Origin of the sequence: Pauljensenia sp. UMB10120 (assembly GCF_030212035.1) — a bacterium.
Taxonomy (GTDB): domain Bacteria; phylum Actinomycetota; class Actinomycetes; order Actinomycetales; family Actinomycetaceae; genus Pauljensenia; species Pauljensenia radingae_A.
In genome coordinates this window covers 1-4,278 of sequence record NZ_JASODH010000016.1, presented here as the reverse complement: position 1 = coordinate 4,278, position 4,278 = coordinate 1, and the positions used below count along the sequence as shown (strand labels likewise).

Here is a 4,278-nt window from a genome sequence, read left to right as displayed (position 1 = left end):
GCTACTGGCCAACAAAGTCCCTGTTCACTCATCTTGCCCCCAGCATTGCCACCCTTGGCATAGCAAGAACCACAAGCGGGACTGCTACCTCACCAGCCACTACCAGCCACCAGCCCGCAAACCCCTCACCACGCGTGCCGACAACCCCGGCACACCAGCCCGCTACGACACCGCCATCGACTACGACACCAACTACCAAGACGGATCACTACACATCAGAAAAGGCTGGGCAGGACACTCAACACCCCGCGACAAGCCCACCCCATACACACATTTCGGGCATTAACTCTTCGTTCCCACTTGGATGTGCCGGTGCGTGATATAAGCATACCTAAAGTGTTTAGCGCAGTAGACAAATAATGTTTAGTGAGCTAGACTTAATGTGCGAAAAGGCGAGACCTACTCAAGAAACTCAAAACCATTGCCCAGCAAACAGGCAACCCCATGACCACCACAGAAGGCGGACGACACACCCAAATCACAATAGGCCCCCACGTCACCTACGTCCCCCGTCATAGGGAAATAGACGAACACCTGGCCAAAGAAATCCTCAAGCAAGCGAAAGGACTCAAATGAACATCCACGCAACCGCCAGCTTTCACGGCAAATGGTGGGTACTCGAATTTGAAACACCAGCAGGAGTGCGATTCACTCAAGCACGCCACTTAAAAGACGCCGAAGAAATGATACGCGACATCTGCACCATGGAACATGTGAACGTCGAGAACGTTGCTATCAAGCCGCAGGTTCCCGCCATTGTGCGTGAATACCATGAAAAAAGCACCCGTGTCACCCAAGAACAAGAAGCCCTCGCACGCACATCGAAAAAAACAGTCGCAACACTCAGGGATCTTGGAATGTCTGTCCGCGATGTTGCCAGCGTCATGGGAATCTCACCGGGGCGAGTATCCCAACTCGCCAAGTAGGCGCACTACTCCCTCAAAACATCTAACACTTTATCACAGGATTGTGTGAGTGGGTAGCGTTCATGCGCGTGTTGACCACAGCAAGAGGGTAGGTTTTCGGCTTACCCGCCCTAGGTTCAATGACCCCCCGGTGTACCCATAGGTCGAGGCGGTTGTCTGTGAGGGTGGGCCATATTGTTTTCAGGTCCTGCCGCGTCACATACACGTCTAGGCTGGCAACATGCAGGAGCCGCGTTCAGGCTGCCTCGCCCTGGGTGAGATACAGGCGGTCGCAAATGTTGCACCACGACTGGTCGGTGAGCCCGCGCCTGGTGGGGTACCGGTAGATCCTCCCACCACATTCACACGTGCCGACGAGCATGGGAGCATGCTCGGTCAGGCGGGCGATGCGGTGGTGGATGCGGTGGATCTCGTCCAGGACAGCATCCGCATCCGGGTAGTGTTCTGCTGCCCATGGCATGTCACGCTGCAGGTCAGCTATCGGACTGCCTGTCGAGTGCGTGCCGCGCTCACCGGCAATCAGCGTGGCGTAGGAGGAGAGGATTTTAAGGCTCCCACGTGTGTGCGGATACCTGGCCACCCGTCATCGGTTTGGTCGATCCGGTGGTCGAGCCCGAAGGGTAGGCCGTTGTGCCTGGCGCACCTGGCTGGCGTGACGCGGGCTGACCTGACACCATACACGGCCAGTGACTGCGCGGTGAGCAGTGGGAGCCATGCGGCTATGTCGGATAGCTCGTTGATGGCTCTTTTTTCCTGTCGTTTTGTTGTGTCTTTGTACGTCAACCTGTCTCCCATCTTTTGGTGTACACACCTCTTGACACTACTGTTAATAGGTGTTATCATTTAGCTATGACGAAGCCAATGCCGTACCGGAAACTAACCGCACTCCTCAAGTAGGCAGGCTTCACTTCACGCCAAGGTAAAGGCGACCACGAAATATGGACCAACGGGCCTTTCCGCGTTACCATCACCCAAACCCGCGAAATCTCTCCAAGCCTCACCCGCAAAGCACTCAAAACAATCGAAGCAAGCAAAAGAAACACAAAATGAACGCGATAACCATCACTGCCCGCCGCTGGAGCGGCGGCTGGGAACTGTGGAACGGTAACGACATCTGGACACAGGTGCGCACTCTTGCCAAAGCCCGCCAGCAAGTAATTGACTACCTCGACACGATGGAAGAAGACATCGATCACTCCACGTGGAACATCACGATCGTCCCTGAAATAGCACAAGCCGCCCAGGTCGAGCAATCTGCCGCAGCATCTAAACTGGCTGAAGAATCCGCCAGAGCGGCCTCCGCGGCATCCCGAAAAGCAGTGCGAGCCCTGAAAGACGATCACTACTCTCTGGCAGATATCAGCTACATTATGGGCTTGTCCCGCGCACGCGTCTCGCAACTCGCCAACTCTTAACATCCAGATTCTTTCCGCCAATTCAGACCAGCTGCCATTTCTCTTGACAACGCTTCCTTGTCGCGGGGTTGGGAACCGGTGGGGTTGCCGTCAATAATGGTGGGTGCTTCTGGCTGTGCTTGGTCGTGTCGCACCCATCGTCGCGCTCCTTTCGTGTTGGCTTCAATTCTTGCAGGTTTACAATCGTTTTTCACCCGTAGGCAGGTGCGGTGAGCTGTGGTCGTAATGAGTCGCCTACCTAAATTCTTTAGGGGGATTGACTTAAATAAGTCAATGGGGGTAGAATATAATAAAGAAGCGGAGAGACCTCATCAAACAACTCGACAAGATCGCCAAAGCCAAAGGAGAAACACTCACTCTCACAGAAGGCGGCAATCACTCCCACGCCCCAGAGAAGTCAACGAGCTACTAGCGAAAGCGATCATCAGTAGGGCACAGAAATGACACACATCAACGCAACCGCCACCCGCTGCGACGGATGGTGGTCCGCCGACTTCACCATCAACAACCGCGAGTACGGAACCCAAGCGCGCCGCCTCGACCAGCTCGAAGCCATGATCAAAGACGCCGCCACACTCATGACCGGCCAGCCCGAAGAAAGCTTCACCGTCACCATCGAACCCTGCGGGCTCCCACTCGAAGCAATCAACCGCTACAAGAACGCCACAAAAGCTGCACGAGAAGCAGAACAGGAACTGTCCGCGTCTTCGCGCAAAGCAATCCAACTCCTGACGCAGGCGGGCCTGTCTATGCGTGACATTGGATTGATCATGGGCATATCCGTACAGCGCGTCTCCCAGCTCGCTAACTCCTAAGTTCATAAGTCCGTATCCGACTTACTACTAGTCAAGGACGGCTAAGTCACTGTGCGTCATGAGTGCCCACTGGGAACCTAGGCCGTTGACTGCGCGGCGGTTGGCGACAACGGTCCCCGCGGGCGCATTATCGTTACCCATCTCGGTGTGCGCTTCGTTGCCCCATTGGCCGGGTAGGACGCAGCCGCCGTACCCTTTTGTTCTGACGACGATGCACCTGCCCATGTGTCGCATATTGACAATGTCGCCGGTGTCGCCGGCTCCAGCGAGTACTTTCCGGTCGATTCTATCGTCTACCTGTTGGGCGAGGTAGTTGGCGATGGTGTCGAGGAGCCTGCTAGCGCTGACACCTTCCCTGTAGATGTGGGCTTCGACGCGGTGGTCGCTTCCGGAAGTGGGTTGGTCGTGGGTGGTGATTTGGTGGTGAGGACGCGATGGATGACTCGGTCGAGTATTTCTTGAGCGATCAACATAGTGATTGTGATGGAACTGGTTTGTGTGATGCGCTAGATGTGCTCTTTGTCTTGGGTACGAGGGCGTGCGTTGATTCAGTTTCCACACTTAGTGCGTCTTCTGCGAGGGTGAGGCCGACTCGGCGGCGGTGATCTAGGCAATGACCACGTCAACACCGCATACCTGAGAAACGTCCGCGGTGGTGTGGCGCATCTGTAGCCTTTGGGGCGAATTCGTCTGCCACGTCATTGAACGCTGCACGCCAGGAATATCGACGAACTGAGTGTGACGTGTGTTGGGTGGCGGGTCGGACAGGCCGCCTTTGTGTTGCGTCAGATCCATACGAGGGCGGATCCGTTTGTGGGGATTAGGTATGCGTTCGGGAATTGGTTCGAGGCAGCACCAGTGCGAAGTACCCCCGCGTGCGCGGGGAAGAGTAGTGGTACACACCATTCACAGCCGTGTCCTCGGAAATACCCCCGCGTGCGCGGGGGAAGAGAGGGATCATCGCCGCTTCCGGCCGCTTGACTTGGAAATACCCCCGCGTGCGCGGGGAAGAGCAAGTGGAGGTCGAGGATGTTGGCGCGGGTCCGGAAATACCCCCGCGTGCGCGGGGAAGAGCCACCGTGGGAACGTGACGGTGCTGCCGGGCTGGAAATACCCCCGCGT

7 protein-coding genes are annotated in these 4,278 nt (G+C 56.3%); 4 read left to right on the top strand and 3 right to left on the bottom strand.

From position 1 onward, the window contains the following. A partial coding sequence (locus QP093_RS09975; protein ID WP_285016387.1) for a hypothetical protein occupies positions 1-286 on the top strand: 286 nt, incomplete at its 5' end. 286 nt (positions 287-572) lie between these two features. Then, on the top strand, positions 573-926 hold the full coding sequence (locus QP093_RS09970; RefSeq protein ID WP_070726137.1) for a hypothetical protein: 354 nt from the start codon (positions 573-575) through the stop codon (positions 924-926). Between the two features lie 235 nt (positions 927-1,161). On the opposite strand, the gene QP093_RS09965 is transcribed toward QP093_RS09970, so the two are convergent. Then, a complete protein-coding gene (locus tag QP093_RS09965; RefSeq protein WP_285016386.1) occupies positions 1,162-1,506 on the bottom strand; it encodes a hypothetical protein in 345 nt (114 codons plus the stop codon). A gap of 466 nt (positions 1,507-1,972) precedes the next feature. On the opposite strand from QP093_RS09965, the gene QP093_RS09960 reads away from it, so the two are divergent. After that, a complete protein-coding gene (locus tag QP093_RS09960; RefSeq protein ID WP_285016385.1) occupies positions 1,973-2,341 on the top strand; it encodes an antitoxin HicB in 369 nt (122 codons plus the stop codon). Positions 2,342-2,781: 440 nt separating this feature from the next. Beyond that, a complete protein-coding gene (locus QP093_RS09955) occupies positions 2,782-3,156 on the top strand; it encodes a sigma-70 family RNA polymerase sigma factor (protein ID WP_285016383.1) in 375 nt (124 codons plus the stop codon). 27 nt (positions 3,157-3,183) lie between these two features. Here QP093_RS09955 and QP093_RS09950 read toward each other — a convergent pair whose 3' ends face one another. Both QP093_RS09950 and QP093_RS09945 read right to left on the bottom strand, forming a co-directional pair. Further along, the gene (locus QP093_RS09950) at positions 3,184-3,381 is read right to left on the bottom strand and encodes a hypothetical protein (protein ID WP_285016382.1); all 198 of its coding nucleotides are present in this window, start codon (positions 3,379-3,381) and stop codon (positions 3,184-3,186) included. A 381-nt stretch (positions 3,382-3,762) separates the two neighbouring features. After that, on the bottom strand, positions 3,763-3,951 hold the full coding sequence (locus tag QP093_RS09945; RefSeq protein ID WP_070726127.1) for a hypothetical protein: 189 nt from the start codon (positions 3,949-3,951) through the stop codon (positions 3,763-3,765). Between the last annotated feature and the right edge of the window lie 327 nt (positions 3,952-4,278).